Genomic DNA, 24,178 nt, shown 5'->3' with positions numbered 1-24,178 from the left:
GACAGGAGTCGCAGCGTATTCGGTTATTCGTGGAATTACCGGATGCGTAAATCTATGAGCCTTGTCGCGGTTAGCAATCCCTAAAAAACCTTACTATTCCAGGTAATACATATTGGCTAAGGAGCAGTGAAATGCGTGTGAACAACAGTTTAACCCCGCAAGATCTCAAGGCTTATGGTATCAATGACGTTCAGGATATCGTTTACAATCCAGACTACGACACGCTTTATCAGGAAGAACTTGATCCAAACCTGGAAGGTTATGAGCGTGGCGTGTTAACGAATCTGGGCGCCGTTGCAGTTGATACCGGTATCTTTACCGGACGTTCGCCAAAGGATAAGTACATTGTCCGTGACGACACCACACGAGACACACTCTGGTGGTCAGACAAAGGTAAAGGTAAGAACGACAACAAACCGCTTTCCCAGGAAACCTGGCAGCATTTGAAAGGGTTAGTCACCCATCAACTCTCCGGCAAACGTCTGTTTATCATTGATGCTTTCTGCGGTGCTAATGCGGATACCCGTCTTGCCGTGCGCTTCATTACCGAAGTCGCCTGGCAGGCACATTTTGTCAAAAACATGTTCATCCGCCCGAGCGACGAAGAACTGGTTGATTTCAAACCTGATTTCATCGTGATGAACGGTGCAAAATGCACTAACCCACAGTGGAAAGAACAGGGTCTGAACTCCGAAAACTTCGTGGCGTTTAACCTGACGGAACGCATTCAGTTAATTGGCGGCACCTGGTACGGCGGCGAGATGAAGAAAGGTATGTTCTCCGTCATGAACTACCTGCTGCCGCTGAAAGGCATTGCATCGATGCACTGCTCAGCAAACGTCGGTGAAAAAGGTGATGTGGCGGTCTTCTTTGGCCTGTCCGGTACCGGTAAAACCACGCTGTCCACCGACCCGAAACGCCGCCTGATTGGCGATGACGAACACGGCTGGGATGACGACGGCGTGTTTAACTTTGAAGGCGGTTGCTACGCGAAGACCATCAAACTGTCTAAAGATGCTGAGCCGGAAATCTACAACGCGATCCGCCGTGATGCCCTGCTGGAAAACGTCACCGTGCGCGAAGATGGCTCCATCGATTTCGATGATGGTTCCAAAACCGAGAACACCCGCGTTTCCTACCCGATTTATCACATCGACAATATCGTTAAGCCGGTGTCAAAAGCGGGTCATGCCACCAAAGTCATCTTCCTGACCGCCGACGCATTTGGCGTACTGCCGCCGGTCTCTCGTCTGACGGCAGATCAAACGCAGTATCACTTCCTGTCTGGCTTTACCGCCAAACTGGCTGGCACCGAGCGTGGCGTAACTGAGCCAACGCCAACCTTCTCCGCCTGCTTTGGCGCGGCATTCCTGTCGCTGCACCCAACGCAGTACGCAGAAGTGCTGGTGAAACGCATGCAGGCGGCAGGTGCGCAGGCATATCTGGTTAACACCGGCTGGAACGGTACTGGTAAGCGTATCTCTATCAAAGATACTCGCGCGATTATCGATGCCATTCTGAACGGCTCGCTGGATGATGCGGAAACGTTCCGTCTGCCGATGTTTGACCTCGCAATCCCGACCGAGCTGCCAGGCGTGGATACGCGCATTCTCGATCCGCGTAATACCTACGCGTCTCCGGAGCAGTGGCAGGAAAAAGCCAACGCGCTGGCGAAACTGTTTATCGAGAACTTCGAGAAATACACCGACACCCCTGCGGGTGAAGCACTGGTTAGCGCCGGACCGAAGCTGTAACGAAAAGCGTCGGATAGCGGTTTCGCCATATCCGGTCTACAGCAACAAAAAGGGAGGCATTTCGCCTCCCTTTCTTATACGTCTTTCGTGATACCCTGCGCGCGCGTGAAAGGAACCGGAAGCCAGGCGCGTATCGACAGCCCACCTCGCTCACTGGTCCCAATTTCCAGCATACCGTTATGGTTATCAATAATACGCTGTACAATCGCCAGTCCCAGCCCCGTACCGCTGGTGCTACGCGCGCTGTCACCGCGGACAAACGGCTGGAACAGATGTTTCCGCTGCTCCGGCTTGATGCCTGGGCCATCATCTTCCACCTGGAACCAGGCGCGATGCGCTTCCATACCGCTGCTGACCTTAATCCAGCCATTACCGTAACGGGCGGCGTTAACCACCATATTAGCAACCGCGCGTTTGATAGACAGTGGGTGCATCTTCACCTGAATGACGCCAGGGCGTAATGCAGTATCGATTTCACGCTCGTAACCACTTTCTGCCGCGATCACTTCACCTAATACCGAGTTCAGATCGGCCATCTCCATCGGCATCTCCTGACCAGTGCGCAGGTAATCGATGAACTGTTCAATAATGGCATTACACTCTTCGATGTCCTTGTTGATGGACTCCGCGAGGTATCCGTCTTCTTCGCCCATCATTTCCGTCGCCAGACGGATACGCGTAAGCGGGGTGCGTAAATCATGGCTCACGCCCGCCATTAACAACGTACGGTCATCGGCCAACTGCTTTACGCCGGCGGCCATATGGTTGAAGGCTCGGGTAACAGAGCGCACCTCAGAGGCGCCATACTCGCGCAGCGGCGGCGGAATAATGCCTTTCCCCACCTGTAACGCCGCATGTTCAAGATCCACCAACGGTCGGTTCTGAATACGGATAAATAGCCACGCGCCACCAATAGCCAGCAGCATGATCGCCAGCGTATAGCGGAACAGCGGTGAGAAGTCACCCTGATGTATTTCAGTGAGCGGCACGCGTACCCAAATGTTGGGCGACAGCCAGGTTTTCAGCCAGACGACAGGCGAGCTCTTGTTCACCTCAACGCGGACTTCCGTCGGGCCGCCCAGCTGCTGTGCCATCTGATGGCTTAAGAATTCATAGTGTTGCGCCCAACGCAGACCGGCTTCTTCAGCGGCCTCGTTGGAATAGAGGGAAATACCGAGCTCACGGTAAATTTCCCGACGAAATGCAGGTGGCACTACCAGTTGCGTACCATCCTCCAGTTGCAGTTTATCAGTCATCAGCATACGGACTTCGTAGGCCAGGACCTTATTAAACTGCTGGAGGCTTGGCAGAATCGCGAAGTTCAGCACCACAAGGTAGGTCGTCACCAGGCTTGCAAACAGCAAGGTGACGATAAGCAATAACGTGCGAGCAAACGAACTTCGTGGCGAGAAGCGCATTCGCCTCATGCTTTAGAACCGTCCGGAACAAAAACATAGCCCAGACCCCATACGGTCTGAATATAACGAGGATGCGCCGGGTCTTCTTCCACCATACGACGCAGACGAGAAATCTGCACGTCGATGGAACGTTCCATCGCAGAGTACTCACGACCCCGCGCCAGGTTCATCAGTTTATCGCGGGACAGCGGTTCACGTGGGTGACTTACCAACGCTTTCAGCACCGCAAATTCACCGCTGGTGAGCGGCATAGGCTCATCTTCGCGGAACATTTCACGAGTCCCCAGGTTCAGCTTAAACTTACCGAAAGCGATAACAGCTTCTTCCTGAGAAGGTGCGCCCGGCAGTTCGTTCGCCTGACGACGCAACACAGCGCGAATACGCGCCAGCAGTTCACGCGGGTTAAACGGTTTCGGGATGTAATCGTCAGCACCGATTTCCAGTCCAACGATACGGTCAACCTCTTCGCCCTTCGCCGTCACCATAATGATCGGCATCGGGTTGCTTTGACTGCGCAGGCGGCGGCAAATTGACAGGCCATCTTCCCCCGGCAGCATTAAATCCAGAACCATCAAGTGGAAGGACTCACGGGTCAGCAGACGATCCATCTGCTCAGCGTTTGCGACGCTTCGAACCTGGAAGCCCTGCTCGGTCAGATAACGTTCCAGAAGCGCACGCAAGCGCATGTCGTCATCGACCACCAGAATCTTATAGTTCTCTTGCATTGTTATTACTCCCAAAGGTTCGCAACAATTAAGTGTATATTCTTAAGAAAGCTAGCGTGAGTCACCAGCGAATTCTGGTATGAATTCCAGGCTAAATTGTTACAAAGCATATTAAACAGCAGCTTAAGTATACAATGTTTCTCGCAATACATTATTTATTCTGTTGATATGCTCATGTAATACTAATTGTGCGCATCATCACAGAGTCGAAGGTAAAACAATAAGATGAAAACGCCCCTGATAACCCGTGAAGGGTATGAAAAACTCAAACAAGAGCTCAATTATCTCTGGCGTGAAGAGCGCCCGGAAGTCACCAAGAAGGTTACCTGGGCCGCAAGTCTGGGCGACCGCAGCGAAAATGCCGACTACCAGTATAATAAAAAGCGCCTGCGCGAGATTGACCGTCGCGTCCGTTATTTGACCAAGTGCATGGAGAATCTGAAAATTGTCGATTACTCCCCGCAGCAAGAGGGTAAAGTCTTCTTTGGCGCGTGGGTCGAGATTGAAAACGACGATGGCGATATCCGTAAATTCCGCATTGTCGGCTACGATGAAATCTTTGGCCGTAAGGATTACATCTCTATCGATTCCCCCATGGCGCGTGCGCTGCTGAAAAAAGAGGTCGGCGATCTCGCGGTGGTGAACACCCCTGCCGGGGAAGCCAGCTGGTACGTGAACGAGATCGAATACGTGAAGTGAGACCGGAACAATCCGAAGCCCCTGCAGATGACTGGCATTTTTGCCAGTCAGTCCGTATAACTATCCCCTGATTTTTTATCCTATAGACGAAGCTATCCATGATGAATGATTCTTTCTGCCGCATTATCGCAGGTGAAATTCAGGCTCGTGCTGAACAGGTAGAAGCTGCCGTTCGCCTGCTTGATGAAGGGAACACCGTGCCGTTTATCGCACGTTATCGTAAGGAAATCACCGGCGGTCTGGATGACACGCAGCTGCGTAATCTGGAAACCCGTCTGGGATATCTGCGGGAACTGGAAGACCGCCGTCAGGCGATCCTGAAATCTATCGGCGAGCAAGGCAAACTGACCGACGACCTGGCGAAGGCAATCAACGGCACGTTAAGTAAGACCGAACTCGAAGACCTCTACCTGCCGTACAAACCTAAACGCCGTACCCGTGGACAAATCGCCATTGAAGCAGGCCTTGAGCCTCTGGCGGATCTGCTGTGGAACGAGCCGTCTCACGACCCGGAAACCGAAGCCGCTAAATATCTCAATGCCGAAAACGGCGTGGCGGATACCAAAGCCGCTCTCGACGGCGCGCGCTACATCCTGATGGAGCGCTTTGCCGAAGATGCCGCCCTGCTGGCAAAAGTCCGTGACTACCTGTGGAAAAATGCCCATCTGGTCTCCACTGTGGTGAGCGGGAAAGAAGAAGAAGGTGCAAAATTCCGCGATTACTTCGATCACCATGAGCCGATCTCCACCGTTCCTTCTCACCGTGCGCTGGCCATGTTCCGTGGGCGTAACGAAGGCGTGCTACAGCTTTCTCTGAATGCCGATCCACAGTTTGATGAGCCGCCAAAAGAGAGCCACGGCGAGCAGATAATCCGCGATCATCTGGGCCTGCGCCTGAACAACGCACCAGCAGACAGCTGGCGTAAAGGCGTTGTCAGCTGGACATGGCGCATTAAGGTACTGATGCACCTCGAAACCGAACTGATGGGCACCGTGCGTGAACGTGCGGAAGATGAGGCCATTAACGTCTTTGCCCGTAACCTGCACGATCTGCTGATGGCCGCGCCTGCGGGTCTGCGCGCCACCATGGGCCTCGATCCCGGTCTGCGTACCGGTGTAAAAGTGGCGGTTGTTGACGGTACCGGCAAGCTGGTCGCCACCGACACTATTTATCCACATACCGGTCAGGCTGCCAAAGCCGCCGTTGCCGTTGCGGCGTTATGTGAGAAATACCACGTAGAGCTGGTGGCGATTGGTAACGGTACGGCGTCGCGTGAAACCGAGCGTTTCTTCCTCGATGTACAGAAGCAATTCCCGCAAGTGACCGCACAGAAAGTGATCGTCAGTGAAGCCGGGGCATCGGTTTACTCTGCTTCCGAGCTGGCGGCGCAGGAGTTCCCGGATCTCGACGTGTCATTGCGTGGCGCGGTGTCTATCGCCCGTCGTCTTCAGGACCCGCTGGCTGAGCTGGTGAAAATCGATCCGAAATCTATCGGCGTGGGTCAGTATCAGCACGACGTTAGCCAGACCCAGCTTGCCCGTAAGCTGGATGCGGTGGTGGAAGACTGCGTAAATGCCGTCGGCGTCGATCTGAACACAGCCTCCGTCCCCCTGCTGACCCGCGTTGCCGGCCTGACGCGCATGATGGCGCAAAACATCGTCGCCTGGCGTGATGAGAACGGCCAGTTCCAGAACCGTCAGCAGTTGCTGAAAGTCAGCCGTCTGGGGCCAAAAGCCTTTGAACAGTGCGCGGGCTTCCTGCGTATCAACCACGGCGATAACCCGCTGGATGCTTCCACGGTTCACCCGGAAGCCTACCCGATAGTGGAACGCATTCTGGCAGCAACCGAACAATCGCTGCGTGACCTGATGGGCAACAGCGACGAACTGCGCAATCTGAAAGCCGCCGATTTTACCGACGAACGATTCGGGGTACCAACTGTCACCGACATCATCAAAGAGCTGGAAAAACCAGGTCGTGACCCGCGTCCTGAATTCAAAACCGCGCAGTTTGCTGATGGCGTTGAAACCATGAACGACCTGCTGCCAGGAATGATTCTGGAAGGGGCGGTCACCAACGTCACCAATTTCGGCGCGTTTGTGGATATCGGCGTTCACCAGGACGGTCTGGTGCATATCTCTTCGCTGTCGAATAAGTTCGTCGACGATCCACACACCGTGGTGAAAGCGGGTGACATTGTGAAGGTGAAAGTGCTGGAAGTTGACCTGCAACGTAAGCGTATCGCGCTGACCATGCGTCTGGACGAGCAGCCGGGTGAAACCAATGCGCGTCGCGGCGGCGGGAACAACGATCGCGCTCAGGGCAATCGCCCGGCACCGAAAGCCGTAAAACCTCGCGGTCGTGACGCTCAACCCGCGGGCAACAGCGCGATGATGGATGCGCTGGCGGCGGCAATGGGTAAAAAACGCTAGTGTGACCTTTGTGCCGGATGACGGTGTCAATACCTTATCCGGCATATTTAATATATTCCCCGCTTTTCACCACAATATATTTATCACTTTATTAACAGATGAAACCTTAATTAAACATTAAGATTCTCAATAATTACCTTCACGAATCATTCGTTCCAAACCAGAATAAATGTTGAGGCATATCAAAATTGGCGCAAATTATTATCTAATTCCACATTCCGTCACATTTATTCTATTGATGATAGAAACCATTCTCATTATCATTGTTTTGTTGATTATTTACTCTTTCCTTACGTTGGCTAATCATCTGGTCTCATGCCGCCCTGTCGCCCCATGAGGTAATCATCCAGTTAGCGAGATATAAGTAGGTCCCTATGCAATTCACTCCTGACAGTGCGTGGAAAATTACCGGCTTTGCCCGTGAAATCAGCCCGGCTTATCGTCAGAAACTGTTGTCACTTGGCATGCTGCCCGGCTCCTCCTTCAACGTGGTACGCGTCGCCCCGCTCGGCGATCCTATCCATATCGAAACACGTCGCGTAAGTCTGGTATTGCGTAAGAAAGATCTGGCGTTATTAGAAGTGGAAGCGGTTTCCTGTTAATACAGTGAGTCTATAAAAATGAAAAAATTAACCATTGGTTTAATTGGTAATCCTAATTCCGGCAAGACAACCTTATTTAACCAGCTCACCGGTGCACGCCAGCGTGTGGGTAACTGGGCTGGTGTGACCGTCGAGCGTAAAGAGGGCCATTTCGCGACCACAGACCATCAGGTCACGCTGGTCGACTTACCCGGTACCTATTCACTGACGACGATCTCATCGCAGACGTCGCTCGATGAGCAAATTGCCTGCCACTACATTTTAAGCGGTGATGCGGATCTGTTGATCAACGTGGTCGATGCGTCAAACCTTGAACGCAACCTCTACCTGACGTTGCAACTGCTTGAGTTGGGCATCCCCTGCATCGTCGCGCTGAACATGCTGGACATTGCTGAGAAGCAGCAAATCCGTATCGATATCGACGCCCTTTCTGCTCGTCTTGGCTGCCCGGTAGTGCCACTGGTTTCCACCCGTGCGCGTGGTATTGAAGCGCTGAAGCTGGCGATTGATCGCTACAAGGAAAACGACACCGTCGAGCTGGTTCATTATGCCCAGCCGTTGTTGCAGGAAGCGGACTCCCTCGCCGATGCAATGGCCAAAGACATGCCACTGAAACAGCGCCGCTGGCTGGGCCTGCAGATGCTGGAAGGCGATATTTACAGCCGCGCTTACGCCGGTGATGCCGCACAAAACCTGGATGCTGCCGTTGCTCGTCTGAGCGAAACGATGGACGATCCGGCGCTGCATATTGCCGATGCCCGTTACCAGTGTATTGCCGCTATCTGCGATACCGTCAGCAACACCCTGACCGCAGAACCCAGCCGCTTCACCACCGCAGTAGATAAAATCGTCCTTAACCGCTTCCTCGGTCTGCCGATTTTTCTGTTCGTGATGTACCTGATGTTCCTGCTCGCCATCAACATTGGCGGTGCGCTGCAACCGTTGTTTGACGTCGGCTCCGTGGCGATCTTTATCCATGGTATTCAGTGGATTGGCTACACGCTGCACTTCCCGGACTGGCTCACTATCTTCCTCGCACAGGGGCTTGGCGGCGGGATTAACACCGTCCTGCCGCTGGTACCGCAAATCGGCATGATGTATCTGTTCCTCTCCTTCCTCGAAGACTCCGGCTACATGGCGCGCGCCGCGTTTGTGATGGATCGTCTGATGCAGGCGCTGGGACTGCCGGGCAAATCATTTGTCCCGCTGATCGTCGGCTTTGGCTGTAATGTACCGTCCGTGATGGGCGCACGTACGCTGGACGCCCCGCGTGAACGTCTGATGACCATCATGATGGCGCCGTTTATGTCCTGCGGCGCACGTCTGGCGATTTTCGCCGTCTTTGCCGCGGCGTTCTTTGGTCAGAACGGCGCGCTGGCGGTCTTCTCGCTGTACGTGCTGGGTATCGTGATGGCGGTGTTAACCGGTCTGATGCTCAAACACACCATCATGCGTGGTGAAGCAACGCCGTTCGTGATGGAGCTGCCGGTGTACCACGTGCCGCACATCAAGAGTCTGATCATTCAGACCTGGCAACGCCTGAAAGGCTTCGTTCTGCGTGCGGGTAAAGTCATCATCATCGTCAGCATTTTCCTCAGCGCGTTTAACAGCTTCTCGCTCAGCGGAAAAATCGTCGACAACATCAACGACTCTGCTCTGGCCTCCGTTAGCCGTGTTATTACCCCTGTGTTTAAACCGATTGGCGTTCACGAAGATAACTGGCAGGCAACCGTAGGTTTGTTCACCGGCGCGATGGCGAAAGAAGTGGTGGTGGGTACGTTGAACACGCTCTATACCGCAGAAAACATTCAGGAAGAAGAGTTCAATCCGGCAGATTTCCACCTTGGCGACGAGCTGCTCGGTGCGGTGGATGAAACCTGGCAAAGCCTGAAAGACACCTTCAGCCTGAGCGTACTGGCTAACCCTATCGAAGCCAGCAAGGGCGACGGTGAAATGGCGACGGGCGCAATGGGTGTGATGGGCGAGAAATTTGGCAGCGCCGCCGCCGCGTACAGCTACCTGATTTTCGTGCTGCTGTATGTGCCGTGCATTTCAGTGATGGGCGCTATCGCACGCGAATCCAGCCGTGGCTGGATGGGCTTCTCGGTTCTGTGGGGGCTCAATATCGCTTATTCGCTGTCAACGCTGTTTTATCAGACGGTTAGCTACAAAGAACACCCGACCTACAGCCTGGTGTGCATTTTAGCGGTCATCCTGTTTAACATCGTGTTGCTGGGCCTGCTGCGTCGGGCTCGTAGCCGCGTAGACCTCGCACTGCTGGCGACCAACCGAACGGCAAGTTCCTGCTGCTCCAGCACCACTGGCGATTGCCACTAAGGTTATCGACAATGGCATCGCTTATTCAGGTTCGTGATTTATTGGCTTTGCGGGGGCGCATGGAGGCAACACAAATTAGCCACACGCTGCACACCCCGCAGCCGATGATTGACGCCATGCTGAATCAGTTAGAAAAGATGGGTAAAGCCGTGCGGATTCAGGAAGATGCCGACGGGTGTCTCTCCGGAAGCTGCAAAAGTTGCCCGGAAGGTAAAGCCTGTCTGCGCGAGTGGTGGGCTTTGCGCTAGTTTGATGCCGGATGGCGCTACGCTTATCCGGCCTACAAATAACTGCAAATGTTCAGGCCGGATAACTCGTTTATGCAGATATCCGTTACTTTAGAAACAATTCAGTTTCTGTTTTAACGCCACCAGCGCTGCGCAAAACTCGGCAGGATGCGAGATAAACGGCGCATGCGCCGCTTTGGCAAACACCAGTGACTCGCTCTGCGGCCACAGGGCATCGAGCATCGGGACGACTTTGCGCGGAACCAACCCGTCAAGATAACCGTACAACCGCAGGAAAGGCATTTCCACCGAGCACAATGGCTCACGCAAATCGACCGTTTTCAGGATCTCCAGTCCGCCATTGAGCACTTCGACGTTCGGCATGGGTAATGCCAACACCGTTTTCTTCAGCGCTCGCGCATCCTGACGGGCGGTTTCCGTGCCCATCGTTTGCAACGCCAGAAAACGCTCCACCGTACGCTGAAAATCTTCGCTCAACTGCTGCTGGAAACCTGCCAGCACGTCTGGCTTGATGCCTGGCCACTCCTCGCGCGCGCTAAAGCAAGGGGAAGATGCCACAGTCACCAGCGCCTGAACGCGCTCAGGATGGGTCAATGCGACCTGGCTCGCCACCAGACCACCCAGACTCCAGCCGAGCCAAATAGCTTTCTCCGGTGCCTGTTTTAATACTCGCTCAGCCATCTCTTCCAGCGACATCGCGCCGAAACCCTGGCTGCGGCCAAATCCTGGTAAGTCGACAAGATGCAGCGTGAAATGCGAGCTCAGTTCCTCGCTTATGCAATGCCACACTTGCGCATTCAGTCCCCATCCGTGCAGTAGCACAAGATGGCAATTTCCCGAACCCTGGGTCTGCCACCAGATGTCATTCATTAGTTATTGTTCTCTTTTAGCCTAACAGGATGTTTCTATGCTAACAGTACCGGGATTGTGCTGGCTATGCCGAATGCCCCTGACGTTAGGGCATTGGGGGATCTGTTCAGTCTGCGCACGGGCAACGCGTCAGCACGTCAGCCTTTGCCCTCAATGCGGGCTCCCTGCCGCCCACGATGTCGTTCCCTGCGGACGTTGCCTACAAAAACCACCGCCGTGGCAGCGCCTGGTCACCGTCAGCAACTATGTTCCGCCGTTGAGCGGACTTATCCACCAGTTCAAGTTTTCGCGACGCAGTGAAATGGCCTCCGCCCTTTCACGTTTGCTGTTGCTGGAAGTATTACGGGCCCGGCGCGTCAGCGGTCTTCCCCCGCCGGACAGGCTGGTCAGCGTCCCGCTCTGGCAACGCCGGCACTGGCGCAGGGGGTTTAATCAGAGCGAATTACTGTGTCGCCCCCTGGCGCGCTGGCTGGGCTGCGACTGGGACAGCCGGACCATCTCGCGGGTTCGGGCAACCGCCACCCAGCACCATCTCAGCGCCCGATTGCGTAAACGTAACCTGAAAAACGCCTTTCGCCTTGAATTGCCGGTGCAGGGACTCCATATGGTTATTGTGGATGATGTCGTCACTACCGGAAGTACCGTCGCGGAAATCGCGCAGCTGCTTTTACGCAACGGCGCGGCGACTGTCCAGGTATGGTGCCTGTGTCGAACCTTGTAGAGCCTCGATGATGGGCGTATTATAACCAAGTAAAATAGTCAACTATTAGGCCATTACTATGATCCATATTTCCGATGCTGCACAAGCGCACTTTGCCAAACTGCTGGCAAATCAGGAAGAAGGGACACAAATCCGTGTATTTGTGATCAATCCCGGCACGCCTAACGCTGAATGCGGCGTTTCTTATTGTCCGCCGGACGCCGTGGAAGCAACCGACACCGCCATTAAATTTGACCTGCTGACCGCATATGTTGATGAACTGAGCGCACCGTATCTGGAAGATGCAGAAATCGATTTCGTCACTGACCAATTAGGTTCTCAGCTGACGCTGAAAGCACCGAACGCCAAAATGCGCAAAGTTGCCGATGATGCGCCGCTGATGGAACGCGTGGAGTACATGCTGCAATCACAGATCAACCCACAGCTGGCAGGCCACGGTGGCCGTGTCTCCCTGATGGAAATTACCGATGAAGGCTTCGCCATTCTGCAGTTTGGCGGCGGCTGTAACGGTTGTTCAATGGTCGATGTGACGCTGAAAGAAGGTATCGAGAAGCAGCTGCTGGCTGAATTCCCTGAACTGAAAGGCGTTCGCGATTTAACCGAACACCAGCGTGGCGAGCACTCTTACTACTAACGACCAGACTTGTAGGCCCGGTAAGACGCATCCGCGTCGCCACCGGGCATCGATGCCGGATGGCAGCGTAAACGCTTTATCCGGCCTACGCCCTTACATTTCTCTGCACGTATCCTGTAATAATCCCCCTCATAATTTGACCAGCCTCTCATAATTTAAATTTTGCATGTCCAGGTGATTTTCAAGTGCAGCATGTTACCCGTATCATTCGTATCAGCACCCAAGACGCACATAACAGCCAGCTAAACAGATTAGTTTTACGGGCAATCAGCATTGGTGCTGTGAATACGCTGTTCCCGGTCGGGACAATCAGAATTTGTCATCTAAACACTGACGTTACCCATAACAAAGCAAAGGCCAGGTAAATCATGCCATTAGTCATCGTTGCTATCGGTGTAATCTTGTTACTCCTCCTGATGATCCGTTTCAAAATGAACGGTTTCATCGCTCTCGTCCTGGTGGCGCTTGCTGTCGGATTGATGCAAGGGATGCCACTGGATAAAGTCATTGGTTCTATTAAAGCCGGTGTCGGCGGAACCCTTGGCAGCCTCGCCCTGATTATGGGTTTTGGCGCCATGCTGGGCAAAATGTTGGCAGACTGCGGCGGCGCGCAGCGCATTGCGACCACGCTGATTGCTAAATTCGGCAAGAAACATATTCAGTGGGCGGTGGTATTAACTGGCTTCACCGTTGGTTTTGCCCTGTTCTACGAAGTTGGCTTCGTGCTGATGCTACCGCTGGTATTCACCATCGCTGCTGCTGCGAATATTCCGCTGCTGTACGTTGGTGTGCCGATGGCTGCGGCGCTGTCCGTAACGCACGGCTTCCTGCCGCCGCACCCGGGTCCAACCGCTATCGCTACCATTTTCCACGCCGATATGGGTAAAACCCTGCTGTTTGGCACGATTCTGGCAATCCCGACCGTCATTCTCGCAGGTCCGGTGTACGCACGTTTCCTGAAAGGCATCGATAAGCCAATCCCGGAAGGTCTGTACAGCGCGAAAACCTTCACTGAAGAAGAAATGCCGGGCTTTGGCGTCAGCGTCTGGACCTCTCTGGTACCGGTGATCCTGATGGCAATGCGCGCCGTGGCGGAGATGATTCTGCCGAAAGGACATGCTTTCCTGACGGTTGCAGAATTCCTCGGTGACCCGGTTATGGCAACGCTTATCGCGGTGCTGATTGCGATGTTCACGTTTGGTCTGAACCGTGGGCGTTCGATGGATCAGATTAACGACACGCTGGTGTCCTCAATCAAAATTATCGCGATGATGCTGTTGATCATCGGTGGTGGCGGTGCCTTCAAACAGGTCCTGGTTGATAGCGGCGTCGACAAATACATCGCTTCAATGATGCACGGCTCTAACGTGTCTCCACTGCTGATGGCATGGTCTATTGCGGCGGTTCTGCGTATCGCACTGGGTTCAGCAACCGTTGCAGCAATCACCGCAGGTGGGATTGTGGCGCCGCTGATTGCAACCACCGGCGTAAGCCCTGAGCTGATGGTTATCGCAGTCGGTTCCGGTTCTGTCATTTTCTCCCACGTGAACGATCCTGGCTTCTGGCTGTTCAAGGAGTACTTCAACCTGACCATCGGTGAAACCATCAAGTCATGGTCAATGCTGGAAACCATTATCTCCGTCTGCGGTCTGGTAGGGTGTCTGCTGCTGGGTATGGTGGTTTAATCGAGACGGCTTGTAGGCCGGATAAGGCAAAGCCGCCATCCGGCAATATGCGCCAGAATTGCCTGATGGCGCTGCGCTTATCGGCCTACGAGCTATCACCATAAAAAAGCCGGGGAATCCCCGGCTTTTTTACTTCTTCTTCGCGGCTGCTTTTCGCCGCTTATCCAAATCCTTAATCAGTTTGTTCACGCCCTCATCGGCAAACATCTGCTCCAGCGTGGCGGTAAGCTTACGCCGCCAGTTTTTGTACTGATCGCTGGTGCCCGGAATATTGACCGGTTCCGCCATATCCAGCCAGTCTTCCGGTTGCAGACCCAGGAGTGCACTGTTGCTGTCAGCGATGTAGCGTTGCATGCCGCGATTGAGGATCGGCGTCATCGACATCAGCGATGCCTTATGCCCGGCACGTTTTGGCAGACAACCGTACTTATGCAGTGCATCCAGCAGCCCCTGTTTCGCCAGTTCCCGATCCTGATACAACCCTCGCAGCACAACCTCATCCGGATACAGCCCCAGCGCTTTACCCAATGTCAGGTCGCCGCTGTCCCAATAACCTTTAAGCGTAGGAAGGTCATGCGTCGCCGCGACTGCCATTGATTGTTCCGGGTACGCTTGCGGCGCACGGAAGTTTTTCTCATGGTCATTCTCAAAATAGAGCACTTTGTAGGAGTACACGCCGCTGTCGCGCAGCTTGCTGACGATCTCCACGGGCACAGTACCCAGATCCTCACCAATTACCATGCAGTGATGGCGTTTACTTTCCAGCGCCAGAATTGAAAGCAGGTCATCGACCGGATAATGCACGTAAGCGCCATGATCGGCAGTTTCACCGTAGGGGATCCACCACAGACGCAGCATCGACATCACATGATCGATGCGCAGCGCGCCGCAGTTCTGCATATTGGCACGCAGCAGTTCGATAAACGGTTCGTAGGCCCGTGCCGTGATGATGTGCGGATCCATCGGCGGCAGCCCCCAGTTTTGCCCAAGCGGCCCAAGAATATCCGGCGGCGCGCCAACTGAGGCTTTCAGACAATACAGTTCACGGTCACACCAGGTCTCTGACCCACCTTCGGCCACGCCAACCGCCAGATCGCGATACAACCCAATCGGCATGGCAAAGCCCTGACTGGTTTCCCAACAATCCGCAAATTGGGTATACGCCAGCCACTGCAGCCACAGGTAGAAATCCACCTCATCACGATGCTCTGCGCAGAACTGTTTGACCTCCGGCGAATCTACCGACTGAAAAGCTTCCGGCCACACCGGCCATCCCCAGCGCAACGCATCCTCTTTCACCTGATGCGCATGCAGCGCATCAAAGGCTGCCTGCCAGTACAGGCTGTCGCCTTGCTGAGTCACAAACTGGCGAAATGCTGCCATCTGCTCGTCGTCACGAGCGGAGAAGCCTTTCCACGCCATGCGCAGCGCGGTCATCTTCAGTGCGGTAACGGCAGAATAATCAACCCACTCGGCATCCCGCGCGCGTTGCAGGGTTTGCTGAGTTGTAGGCTTCAGCCACCAGCTTTGCGCCTCTTTGCTCAGATGAAAATCTTCCACTGCGTTGACGTCGATATATATGACGTTCAACCAGCGGCGCGAAGACGGACTGTACGGACTGGCGCTCTCCGGGTTCGCCGGATACAACGCATGAATCGGATTAAGACCGATAAACGCCCCACCGCGTTTCGCCACGTCCACCAGCATGGTACGGAGATCGCCAAAGTCGCCAATTCCCCAGTTTTTCTCTGAACGCAGGGTGTAGAGCTGAACGCACGCGCCCCACAGTTTTTTCCCCTCCAGCAGCGCCTGCGGTTCATAGCAGCACCTTGGCGCCACAATGACTCGACAGTGGGTGCGCAGCTCGCCCTGCGTCAATGTCAGTGTGTGATAGCCCTCCGGCAGTTTCGTCGGAAGGTGAAAAGATTTGCCACCGATGGCATGCCCTTTGTGCTGTACGCCATCTTCAGTGGTCAGCAGCCAGCTAAACTCCCCGCTACCCTCAACCGCCAGCGGCATTTTCTTACCCGCGGTATACACCATGACATTCGGCACTGGCGTCACCGCTACCTGCGTGGCGGCGGTGGTGCGATGCATGGCGTCAAGCAAACGCCGTTTGGTTTCGGCACCAATAGACTGCGGTTTACCGTGAGCGTTAATGTAATTGGGGCTGATCCCCGCCGCCAGCGCGGCATTATCCAGACGTTTGCTTTCCATCGCGATTCCTTAGCGTTTCGCCTGCCAGATACGCGCCTGATAATCGCGGATGGAGCGATCTGAACTGAACATACCGCAGCGCGCGGTATTCAGGATCGCCGCCCGCGTCCAGGCATCCTGGTCACGATACAACACATCAACGTGCTTCTGCGCCTCAACATAGGCCGCGAAGTCCGCCATCACCAGATACGGGTCACCGCCCAGCTTGCCGATACTGTGCAGCATCTGGTCAAAAGCATGTTTATCGCCGTCGCTGTATTTACCGCTTTCAAGCTCCTTCAGAATCGCATCCAGCACTTTGTCTTTCTTACGCCATTTCACCGGATCATAGCCTTTCGCTTTCAGCGCCTTCACCTCTTCCACCGTGTGGCCAAAGATAAAGATATTCTCATCGCCCACCTTCTCAGCGATTTCGACGTTAGCGCCATCCAGCGTACCCACCGTTAACGCGCCGTTCAGCGCCAGTTTCATATTACCGGTACCGGAAGCCTCTTTCCCTGCGGTTGAGATCTGCTCAGAGATATCCGCCGCCGGGATCAGCATTTCCGCCGCCGAGACGCAGTAATCCGGCAGGAACACGACCTTCAACTTATCGCCAACTTTCGGGTCATTATTGATGGTTTCCGCTACCTTGTTTATGGCGAAAATGATGTTCTTCGCCAGGTAGTAACCCGGAGCTGCTTTCGCCCCAAACAGGAATACGCGCGGTACACGATCCGCCTGCGGGTTTTCACGGATTTCTTTGTACAATGCCAGAATATGCAACAGGTTCAGGTGCTGGCGTTTGTACTCATGCAGGCGCTTAATCTGAATATCAAAGATAGCGTTAGTCGTTATCTCAATGCCGGTACGCGCTTTAATAAACTTCACCAGCCGCGCTTTGTTCGCCAGCTTGATGTCACGATACTGCTGACGGAATGTCGCATCGTCGGCGTATTTTTCCAGGTTAATCAGTTGGTCTAAATCGTTGGCCCACTCTTTTTTCAGCGATTTATCCAGCAGCGCGGCCAGCGCCGGGTTGCACTGCTTAATCCAGCGACGTGGGGTAATCCCATTGGTGACGTTATGGAATTTGTTCGGCCACAGTTGGTGATATTCAGGGAACAGATCTTTCACCACCAGATCAGAGTGCAGCGCCGCCACACCATTAACCGCAAAGCCGCTGACTACGCACATATTCGCCATGCGCACTTGTTTGTTGTGCACCACCGCCAGCTTCGCCCAAACGGCGGCATCGCCTGGCCAGGTTTTATCGACCAGTTTCTTAAAGTGGTCATTAATCTCTTTGATGATTTGCATATGACGCGGCAGCAGCGCTTTCACCAGCTTCTCATCCCAGCACTCAAGCGCTTCGGGCATCAGAGTATGGTTGGTGTAAGCAAACGTTTTGCTGGTGATCGCCCAGGCATCGTCCCAGCTCATCTGGTGTTCATCGATCAGCACGCGCAGCAGTTCAGGGATCGCAATAGTCGGGTGGGTGTCGTTCAGTTGAATAACTTCGTAGTCGGCCAGTTCGTGCAGTTTACGTCCCGCCAGATGATGACGGCGCAGAATGTCTGCCACGGAGCAGGCACACTGGAAGTACTGCTGCATCAGGCGCAGCTTTTTACCTGCCGTATGGTTATCGTTCGGGTACAGCACTTTAGTGAGTTTTTCGGCGTCGATCCCCTGCTGCTCGGCGCGCAGGAAATCACCGTCGTTAAATTTGGTCAGGTTAAACGGGTGCGCGTGGCTGGCCTGCCACAGACGCAGCGGCTGTGCCACGCCGTTGCGGTAGCCCAGTACCGGCAGGTCCCATGCCTGACCGGTGATGGTGAATCCAGGCTCCCAGCACCCATCTTTGCTGACCTTGCCGCCAATGCCGACTTGCACATCCAGTGCTTCATTGTGGCGAAACCACGGGTAGCTGCCGCGATGCCAGTCGTCCGGGGCTTCCATCTGTTGCCCATCGGTAAAGGACTGACGGAACAGGCCGTACTGGTAGTTGAGGCCATAGCCCGTCGCCGACTGGCCAACCGTTGCCATCGAATCAAGGAAGCAGGCTGCCAGACGCCCCAATCCACCGTTACCCAACGCCGGATCGGTTTCTTCTTCCAGCAGGTCGGTCAGGTTGACGTCATGCGCTTTCAGCTCATCGCTCACCGCCTGATACCAGCCGAGGTTGAGCAAGTTGTTCCCAGTCAAACGGCCAATCAAAAACTCCATTGAGATGTAGTTAACATGGCGCTGATTTTTTGCCGGTTTCACCGCAGGCTGGGCGCTGAGTAACTCAGCCAGCGCCCCACTCACGGCCTGCCACCACTGGCGCGACGTCATTTCGTGAGCCGACAGTAAACCGAAGCGCTGCCACTGACGCGTCAGGGCAGCCTGAAATTGATCTTTGTTGAAAGTAGGCTGTGACATAGGGGTTCCAGATCCTTAGGTAATAAAACAACGTTATCGCTAGTTTGCCAGGCTCGTTGTTGACATTCCTCATCCTGGCAGGGATTAGGCAGGGAGGAGGAGCGGGGATGAGCGTTAAAATGTGATCGCCGCCACTTTAAGAGGGGTATTATGGCTGAGAAATACGCAGGCTCTCCGCATACCCCTGAAATGCATCGCGGTTTTCGCATTAATCAAAAGAGATTATCCAGACATTATCAAACAGGAAGATGACATTTAGAAAAAATATGTAAACGGAGAAATAGTTTCTAACCTGAAATACACATTCTGCTTGAAATATTTCACATGAAAGTTTTAAGTCGAGCACAAAATTCATCGACTTTTATTCATCAGTACAGTAACCACATAAAAAAAGATGAGTTATTCCACCCCGTAAAAATAACGCTGGATCCAGTTACCATGCCTGTTGCGACTCTTTAAAACAATTATTGCAATAGATGTATAGATTTGTGACATAGTGCAAAATCAGACACACAAAAAGTCCGCTTAGCTTGCAATAAATCCCGTTCTGGCCGACCTTATATCTATTAATTACGAAGCGCAAAAAAAATCATTTTCCCCCATATTCACACAGTGAAGTGACTAACTTATATTGATTCCGTCTAAATTAAGTCGTCCGGTTCGACTCGACCATACGGTGGTTCGTGAGCGCCTGCTGGCTAAACTTTCCGGCGCGAACAATTTCAGGCTTGCCCTGATAACAAGTCCGGCTGGTTATGGAAAAACAACGCTTGTTTCACAATGGGCGGCGGGGAAGAACGAATTAGGCTGGTACTCCCTGGATGAAGGCGATAACCAGCAAGAGCGCTTCGCCAGCTATTTGATTGCGGCAATCCAACAGGCGACCGGTGGGCACTGCACCACCAGCGAAGCCATGGTGCAAAAACGCCAGTATGTCAGCCTGACCTCACTGTTTGCCCAGCTGTTCATTGAACTGGCGGAGTGGCATCGTCCACTCTATCTGGTCGTGGATGATTATCATCTGATCTCCAATCCAGCCATCCACGAAGCGATGCGTTTTTTCCTGCGCCATCAGCCGGAGAATCTGACGCTAGTCGTGCTGTCGCGTAACCTACCGCAACTGGGCATTGCCAACCTGCGCGTACGCGATCAACTGCTGGAAATCGGCAGCCAGCAGTTGGCCTTTAACCACCAGGAAGCCAAACAATTCTTTGACCGTCGCCTGTCCTCCCCAATTGAGGCTGCGGAAAGTAGCCGCATGTGCGATGACGTTGCAGGCTGGGCCACGGCGCTACAGCTGAGCGCCTTATCTGCCCGTCAGAACAACCATTCCGCCCACCAGTCGGCACGACGTCTGGCCGGCATCAACGCCAGCCATTTATCCGATTATCTGGTCGATGAAGTCCTGGACAGCGTCGATATCGGAACCCGCCATTTCCTGCTAAAAAGCGCCATCCTGCGCTCGATGAACGATGCGCTGATTGTTCGGGTCACGGGCGAAGAAAACGGCCAAATGCGGCTGGAGGAAATTGAGCGCCAGGGATTATTCCTGCAGCGGATGGATGATGTCGGCGAATGGTTTAGCTATCACCCGCTATTTGGCAGCTTTTTACGCCAGCGTTGTCAGTGGGAGTTAGCTACCGAACTTCCCGAAATACACCGCGCCGCCGCTGAAAGCTGGATGGCGCAAGGTTTTCCGACCGAAGCCATCCACCACGCGCTGGCGGCAGGTGACGCCCATATGCTGCGCGACATTCTGCTCAATCATGCGTGGGGACTGTTTAACCACAGCGAACTGGCATTACTTGAAGAGTCATTGAAAGCCCTGCCGTGGGAAAGCCTGCTGGAAAATCCACGCCTGGTGCTGCTGCAGGCCTGGCTGATGCAAAGCCAACACCGCTACAGCGAAGTTAACACCCTGCTGGCTCGCGCAGAGCAGGAAATGAAAGGCGATATGGAACAGACGCTACATGCCGAATTTAACGCTTTACGTGCGCAGGTAGCGATTAACGACGGCAACCCGGACGAGGCAGAACGTCTGGCAAAACTGGCGCTGGATGAATTACCGATTGCCTGGTTTTATAGTCGCATCGTTGCCACGTCAGTGCACGGTGAGGTCCTGCACTGTAAAGGCGATCTCACGCGTTCTCTGGCGTTGATGCAACAAACAGAGCAAATGGCGCGTCATCATGACGTCTGGCATTACGCGCTGTGGAGTCTGATCCAACAAAGCGAAATTTTATTTGCCCAGGGCTTTTTACAGGCCGCCTGGGAAACACAGGAAAAAGCGTTCCAGCTGATTAAAGAGCAGCATCTGGAACAGCTGCCGATGCACGAGTTTCTGGTGCGTATCCGGGCGCAACTCCTGTGGGCATGGGCGCGTCTGGATGAATCAGAAGCCTCTGCCCGTAGCGGCATTGAACTGCTTGCAACCTTCCAGCCGCAGCAACAGCTTCAGTGCCTGGCGCTGCTGGTTCAGTGTTCGCTGGCGCGGGGCGATCTGGACAACGCGCGTAGCCTGCTCAACCGTCTGGAAAACCTGCTGGGCAACGGCCACTATCACAGCGACTGGATCTCCAACGCCGATAAGGTGCGCGTCATTTACTGGCAAATGGTCGGTGACAAAAACTCCGCCGCCAACTGGCTGCGCCACACACCAAAACCAGAATTCGCTAACAACCACTTCCTGCAAAGCCAGTGGCGTAACATCGCCCGCGCGCAGATCCTGCTGGGTGAGTTTGAACCGGCAGAGATTGTGCTGGAAGAACTAAACGAAAATGCGCGTAACCTGCGCCTGATGAGCGATCTTAACCGTAACCTGCTGCTGCTTAACCAGTTGTACTGGCAGGCGGGACGTAAAAATGACGCACAGCGGGTGTTGCTCGACGCCCTGCAACTGGCGAACCGCACCGGGTTCATCAGCCACTTTGTGATCGAAGGCGAGGCCATGGCGCAGCAGTTACGCCAGCTGATTCAGCTCAACACATTACCGGAACTTGAACAGCATCGTGCGCAGCGTATTTTGCGCGAGATTAACCAGCATCACCGCCACAAATTCGCCCACTTTGATGAAGGGTTCGTTGAACGCCTGCTCACCCACCCGGACGTCCCGGAGCTGATCCGTACCAGCCCGCTGACCCAGCGTGAATGGCAGGTTCTCGGTCTGATTTATTCTGGCTACAGCAACGAGCAGATTGCCGGTGAGCTGGCTGTTGCCGCGACGACCATTAAGACGCATATCCGCAACTTGTACCAAAAGCTTGGCGTGGCGCACCGCCAGGATGCGGTGCAACATGCGCAGAAGCTGCTGAAAATGATGGGGTATGGCGTTTAGTTAACGCCTGATGCGCCACGCGTATCAGGCCTGGAACCCGCTTAGCACAGCTCTAACTGGATATGATGGTCGGCGATGACCTGCATCACGCCAGCGGGCGGCAGCGTGTCGGTATATACGGCATCCACCATGCTGATACTGCCCATGTTCACCATCGCATTACGACCAAACTTCGAGTGATCCACCACCAGCATCACATGGCGCGAATTCTCAATAATCGCGCGTTTGGTGCGAACTTCGTGATAATCAAATTCCAGCAGCGAACCATCGCTGTCGATACCGCTTATCCCTAAGATGCCAAAGTCCAGACGGAACTGTGAAATAAAGTCGAGGGTCGCTTCGCCCATAATCCCGCCATCGCGGCTTCGCAGTTCGCCACCGGCCAGAATAATGCGGAAATCCTCTTTTGCCATCAGCGTATTAGCCACATTGAGGTTGTTGGTCACAATGCGCAGGTTGCTGTGATTAAGCAGCGCATGAGCGACCGCTTCCGGCGTGGTGCCAATGTCGATAAACAGCGTGGAGCCGTTCGGGATCTGCGTGGCAACTTTACGGGCAATACGCTCTTTTTCCGCCGTTTGCGTCGCTTTACGGTCATGCCACGGGGTGTTGACCGAGCTGGAGGGCAGCGCCGCGCCGCCGTGATGGCGCAGAATCATGTTCTGATCGGCCAGATCGTTGAGATCGCGGCGAATCGTCTGCGGGCTGACGGAGAAATGCTCCACCAGTTCCTCGGTGCTGACGTATCCCTGTTTCTTTACCAGTTCGATGATCGCGTCATGTCGTTGTGTTTGCTTCATTATGGTTCCCTGAAATTACGTTCGTTTTCGCACATGAATAGTATCAGCAAATGCCATTGCCAGACCGACGGCCAGCCCGGCGATATGTGCGCCGTTCGCCATCGACATGCCGAACACATCAAACCAGCCAGCAACAATCCACATCAAAGCAAAGATAATCAAACCACGCTGCAGGAAAATACCGCTTTGCGGATCGCGCTCGCCACGCAACCACACGTAGCCCATCAGGGCGTACACTACGCCGGAAAGTCCACCGAACCACGGGCCGCTAAATTTCTGCTGCACATAGCCGCTCAACAACGCGCTAATTACGGTAATGACGATCAGTTTTCCGCTGCCGAGTCGTTTTTCAACCGCGCCGCCGAGATACCACCACCACAGCAGGTTGAAGAGAATGTGCATCAGTGAGAAGTGCATAAACGCGTGGGTGAAATAACGCCAGAATTCAAATTTCAGCGTAGGATCAAACGGCCATGCCAGCCAGAGCATAACCGCCTGGTCACCCATCACATTCATTGCGATAAACACCAACACACACGCGGCCATCACCGCCCAGGTCACCGGACCCGCACGTTCGCGCAACGTAGCAAGAAACGGATAGCGTTGATAGCGCAAACCGCTGTCGGTCTGCCCCGACTGCCAGCTTGCCGCCAGATAACGCGGATCGCCCGGATTCTCCAGAAAACGCGCCAGTTCAGCCCGTACACGCTCAGCCTGGGACTCATCCGCCAGCCAGACATCCGTTTGCTGATGTTGTTGAATCGTCAGGATAACGCCCTGTGTTGCCATGTAATCAACAAACGCCTGCGCCACGCGAGGGTTAGCAAAAGAGGTAATCATCAACATGGTTGCTGTCGCTTATTCCACACAAAAGAGGACAGTATATAGACCCTGCCTGTTTCAGGCTGCATCTTTGTTATACCCGCCATACTTAAATGAAGGGGATAGCTTACGAACCAAACGTCACTTCTGCAGGAAAATGTCGATGCCAGGCATCAAAGCCGCCATCGACACTGTAAACCGCATCATAACCTTGCTGAAGCAGATACTGTGCCGCACCTTTACTGCTGTTGCCGTGGTAGCACATCACCATCACGGCGGTATCGAAATCGTGGTCACGCATAAACGTCCCCAGCGTATCGTTCGTCAGATGAAACGCCTGGGGTGCGTGACCCATCGCATAACTTTGCGGATCGCGAATATCCACCAGCACCGCCATTCCGTGCAGTAGTTTCTGATGGGCTTCTTCGACATTGATACATTCAAACTGATCCATGGTGTTCTCTTTTTAAGTTCTAC

18 protein-coding genes are annotated in these 24,178 nt (G+C 54.0%); 10 read left to right on the top strand and 8 right to left on the bottom strand.

The genetic code is table 11. From position 1 onward, the window contains the following. Window positions 1-131 precede the first annotated feature (131 nt). Complete coding sequence (gene pckA / locus I6L54_RS02960) at window positions 132-1,754, top strand: phosphoenolpyruvate carboxykinase (ATP) (protein WP_005121629.1); 1,623 nt, start codon at window positions 132-134, stop codon at window positions 1,752-1,754. Window positions 1,755-1,828: 74 nt separating this feature from the next. Here pckA and envZ read toward each other — a convergent pair whose 3' ends face one another. Beyond that, complete coding sequence (gene envZ / locus I6L54_RS02955) at window positions 1,829-3,181, bottom strand: two-component system sensor histidine kinase EnvZ (protein ID WP_040231728.1); 1,353 nt, start codon at window positions 3,179-3,181, stop codon at window positions 1,829-1,831. After that, window positions 3,178-3,897 (bottom strand): osmolarity response regulator transcription factor OmpR, encoded by a 720-nt coding sequence (ompR, locus tag I6L54_RS02950; RefSeq protein WP_001157751.1) that lies wholly within the window; start codon window positions 3,895-3,897, stop codon window positions 3,178-3,180. The genes envZ and ompR overlap by 4 nt, the downstream gene beginning before the upstream one ends. Before the next feature lie 225 nt (window positions 3,898-4,122). Between ompR and greB the strand changes: the two genes are divergently transcribed. The 5 genes from greB to feoC all read left to right on the top strand — a co-directional run bounded on the left by greB (window position 4,123) and on the right by feoC (window position 10,215). Beyond that, on the top strand, window positions 4,123-4,596 hold the full coding sequence (gene greB, locus I6L54_RS02945) for a transcription elongation factor GreB (RefSeq protein WP_005121627.1): 474 nt from the start codon (window positions 4,123-4,125) through the stop codon (window positions 4,594-4,596). Window positions 4,597-4,694: 98 nt separating this feature from the next. Further along, window positions 4,695-7,028: a Tex family protein gene (locus I6L54_RS02940; protein WP_040231727.1), complete on the top strand. Its 2,334-nt coding sequence runs from the start codon at window positions 4,695-4,697 to the stop codon at window positions 7,026-7,028. Between the two features lie 374 nt (window positions 7,029-7,402). Then, window positions 7,403-7,630 carry a ferrous iron transporter A gene (gene feoA, locus I6L54_RS02935; RefSeq protein WP_003023519.1) on the top strand — a complete coding sequence of 76 codons (228 nt, stop codon included), beginning with the start codon at window positions 7,403-7,405 and terminating at the stop codon, window positions 7,628-7,630. An 18-nt stretch (window positions 7,631-7,648) separates the two neighbouring features. Then, entirely contained in the window at window positions 7,649-9,967 is a 2,319-nt protein-coding gene (gene feoB / locus I6L54_RS02930) for a Fe(2+) transporter permease subunit FeoB (RefSeq protein WP_040231725.1), read from the top strand. 11 nt (window positions 9,968-9,978) lie between these two features. Beyond that, window positions 9,979-10,215 carry a [Fe-S]-dependent transcriptional repressor FeoC gene (gene feoC, locus I6L54_RS02925; RefSeq protein WP_003023516.1) on the top strand — a complete coding sequence of 79 codons (237 nt, stop codon included), beginning with the start codon at window positions 9,979-9,981 and terminating at the stop codon, window positions 10,213-10,215. 90 nt (window positions 10,216-10,305) lie between these two features. On the opposite strand, the gene bioH is transcribed toward feoC, so the two are convergent. Then, a complete protein-coding gene (bioH, locus tag I6L54_RS02920) occupies window positions 10,306-11,085 on the bottom strand; it encodes a pimeloyl-ACP methyl ester esterase BioH (protein WP_005121623.1) in 780 nt (259 codons plus the stop codon). Between the two features lie 37 nt (window positions 11,086-11,122). On the opposite strand from bioH, the gene gntX reads away from it, so the two are divergent. The 3 genes from gntX (at window position 11,123) to gntT (ending at window position 14,125) form a co-directional block, all read left to right on the top strand. Continuing rightward, complete coding sequence (gene gntX / locus I6L54_RS02915) at window positions 11,123-11,806, top strand: DNA utilization protein GntX (RefSeq protein WP_040231723.1); 684 nt, start codon at window positions 11,123-11,125, stop codon at window positions 11,804-11,806. A 58-nt stretch (window positions 11,807-11,864) separates the two neighbouring features. Further along, window positions 11,865-12,440 carry a Fe-S biogenesis protein NfuA gene (gene nfuA / locus I6L54_RS02910; RefSeq protein WP_005121621.1) on the top strand — a complete coding sequence of 192 codons (576 nt, stop codon included), beginning with the start codon at window positions 11,865-11,867 and terminating at the stop codon, window positions 12,438-12,440. A 368-nt stretch (window positions 12,441-12,808) separates the two neighbouring features. Then, window positions 12,809-14,125, top strand: coding sequence for a gluconate transporter (gene gntT / locus I6L54_RS02905; RefSeq protein ID WP_003023507.1), 1,317 nt, complete (start codon window positions 12,809-12,811; stop codon window positions 14,123-14,125). Between the two features lie 129 nt (window positions 14,126-14,254). Here gntT and malQ read toward each other — a convergent pair whose 3' ends face one another. Then, window positions 14,255-16,342 carry a 4-alpha-glucanotransferase gene (gene malQ / locus I6L54_RS02900; protein ID WP_040231722.1) on the bottom strand — a complete coding sequence of 696 codons (2,088 nt, stop codon included), beginning with the start codon at window positions 16,340-16,342 and terminating at the stop codon, window positions 14,255-14,257. Window positions 16,343-16,351: 9 nt separating this feature from the next. Continuing rightward, window positions 16,352-18,745 (bottom strand): maltodextrin phosphorylase, encoded by a 2,394-nt coding sequence (malP, locus tag I6L54_RS02895; protein ID WP_040231721.1) that lies wholly within the window; start codon window positions 18,743-18,745, stop codon window positions 16,352-16,354. A 628-nt stretch (window positions 18,746-19,373) separates the two neighbouring features. On the opposite strand from malP, the gene malT reads away from it, so the two are divergent. Beyond that, the gene (gene malT, locus I6L54_RS02890) at window positions 19,374-22,079 is read left to right on the top strand and encodes an HTH-type transcriptional regulator MalT (RefSeq protein WP_040231719.1); all 2,706 of its coding nucleotides are present in this window, start codon (window positions 19,374-19,376) and stop codon (window positions 22,077-22,079) included. Between the two features lie 41 nt (window positions 22,080-22,120). Here the strand turns inward: malT and I6L54_RS02885 are convergent, their stop codons facing one another. The 3 genes from I6L54_RS02885 to glpE all read right to left on the bottom strand — a co-directional run bounded on the left by I6L54_RS02885 (window position 22,121) and on the right by glpE (window position 24,155). Then, window positions 22,121-22,879, bottom strand: coding sequence for a DeoR/GlpR family transcriptional regulator (locus I6L54_RS02885; RefSeq protein ID WP_003023499.1), 759 nt, complete (start codon window positions 22,877-22,879; stop codon window positions 22,121-22,123). Between the two features lie 15 nt (window positions 22,880-22,894). Beyond that, the gene (gene glpG, locus I6L54_RS02880) at window positions 22,895-23,725 is read right to left on the bottom strand and encodes a rhomboid family intramembrane serine protease GlpG (protein WP_005121615.1); all 831 of its coding nucleotides are present in this window, start codon (window positions 23,723-23,725) and stop codon (window positions 22,895-22,897) included. 103 nt (window positions 23,726-23,828) lie between these two features. Beyond that, entirely contained in the window at window positions 23,829-24,155 is a 327-nt protein-coding gene (gene glpE / locus I6L54_RS02875) for a thiosulfate sulfurtransferase GlpE (RefSeq protein WP_005121614.1), read from the bottom strand. Window positions 24,156-24,178: the final 23 nt, after the last annotated feature.

It is taken from the genome of Citrobacter pasteurii (assembly GCF_019047765.1).
GTDB lineage: Bacteria > Pseudomonadota > Gammaproteobacteria > Enterobacterales > Enterobacteriaceae > Citrobacter > Citrobacter pasteurii.
Note: the sequence above shows the minus strand (reverse complement) of the source record. Positions and strands in the feature narration are given on the sequence as shown.